Origin of the sequence: Streptomyces sp. URMC 124 (genome assembly GCF_051386455.1) — a bacterium.
Taxonomy (GTDB): Bacteria; Actinomycetota; Actinomycetes; order Streptomycetales; family Streptomycetaceae; genus Streptomyces.
In genome coordinates, this window is sequence record NZ_JBPQTS010000337.1 from 1 (window position 1) to 1,036 (window position 1,036).

At 70.7% G+C, this 1,036-nt stretch carries 1 protein-coding gene and 1 pseudogene; both read right to left on the reverse strand.

Annotated elements, in window-relative coordinates; translation table 11 throughout:
* Positions 1–398: pseudogene (locus tag ACSNOG_RS32785) on the reverse strand (hypothetical protein); the annotation flags it as partial.
* Positions 399–554: 156 nt separating this feature from the next.
* The gene (locus tag ACSNOG_RS32790) at positions 555–944 is read right to left on the reverse strand and encodes a nuclear transport factor 2 family protein (protein ID WP_436756342.1); all 390 of its coding nucleotides are present in this window, start codon (positions 942–944) and stop codon (positions 555–557) included.
* Positions 945–1,036 lie beyond the last annotated feature (92 nt).

Below are 1,036 nucleotides of genomic sequence, written 5' to 3' on the forward strand. Positions count from 1 at the left end.
CCGCCGAGTGGTTCGCGCGGGGCCGGGGCCGCCGGTGGGCTCACCGGGACGGGCTTCTCGTCGCCGCCGGCCAGGAACGCCTCCCACCAGGCGTCACCGCGCGGCGTGCGGGAGAAGAACCAGCGGGACACCCACTGGGTACGCCCTTCCCCGACGAGGCGCCGGACGCGGCGCAGGTGGCCTGCGGCGGAGAGGGCCTTGAGGGCGGAGGCGACGGCCTGCTGACCGTACGCGGGGAGCTCTTTGGCGAGGGTCTTGATGTCGACAGCGGCACCGTCGGGAAGCCGGTCGATGTGAACGGCGATGGACGCCTCACGGGCGGGCAGGTGAGCGAAGTCGCTTCGGCTGCGCGGGGCTTGGTCAGGCGCAGAACGCTTGCCGTAGCCGGGCGCGGCCATGGGGGGAGCGGTAAGGTGAGCGATAGCCACGAGATCAAATGTCCTTGATCTTGGAGGTCAGACCCCGGCTCGGTGCGCTAACACCGGCCCGGGGTCGCTTTGTTGTGGCGCACGCTACACGCTGGTCGCGTGGTGTGGCGACCTGGTTGCGGAAAGTCATGCAGTTGTGGTTATGGCGGCCGGCTCGATCTCTCCCGCGAAGACGATGACCTGGTCGATGAGGCTCCGGCGCAGGTGGACGACGTCCGTTCCCGCCAGGCGGGGGCCGCCGTCCGGGGTGGTGAAGACCCACTGGTAGCGGGCCCACTCGCCCGGCATGTCGACCGCCGAGCAGCGCACCATCGTGCCGGTCCCGGCGGGGTGACGCCGGATGTCGAGGACGAACCGCTCGACCGCCTCGATCCCCTCGCTGCGGCCCAACGGCCCCCAGAAGACCACGTCCGAGGTCAGGGCCTGGGCGAGCAGAGCGGTCACGTAGCCGTCGTCCGAGGCGTTGAAGGCGGACAGGAACGTGTCGATGGCGGCCCGCGCGGTCTCTTCATGCATGCAGCAGTACATGCCCGGGCGGGCAGGTGAGCGAAGTCGCTTCGGCTGCGCGGGGCTTGGTCAGGCGCAGAACGCTTGCCGTAGCCGGGCGC

Bases quoted from the DNA above. Each gene is read 5' to 3' on its own strand.
- ACSNOG_RS32790 (WP_436756342.1), bottom strand. From the start codon at position 944: ATGCATGAAGAGACCGCGCGGGCCGCCATCGACACGTTCCTGTCCGCC.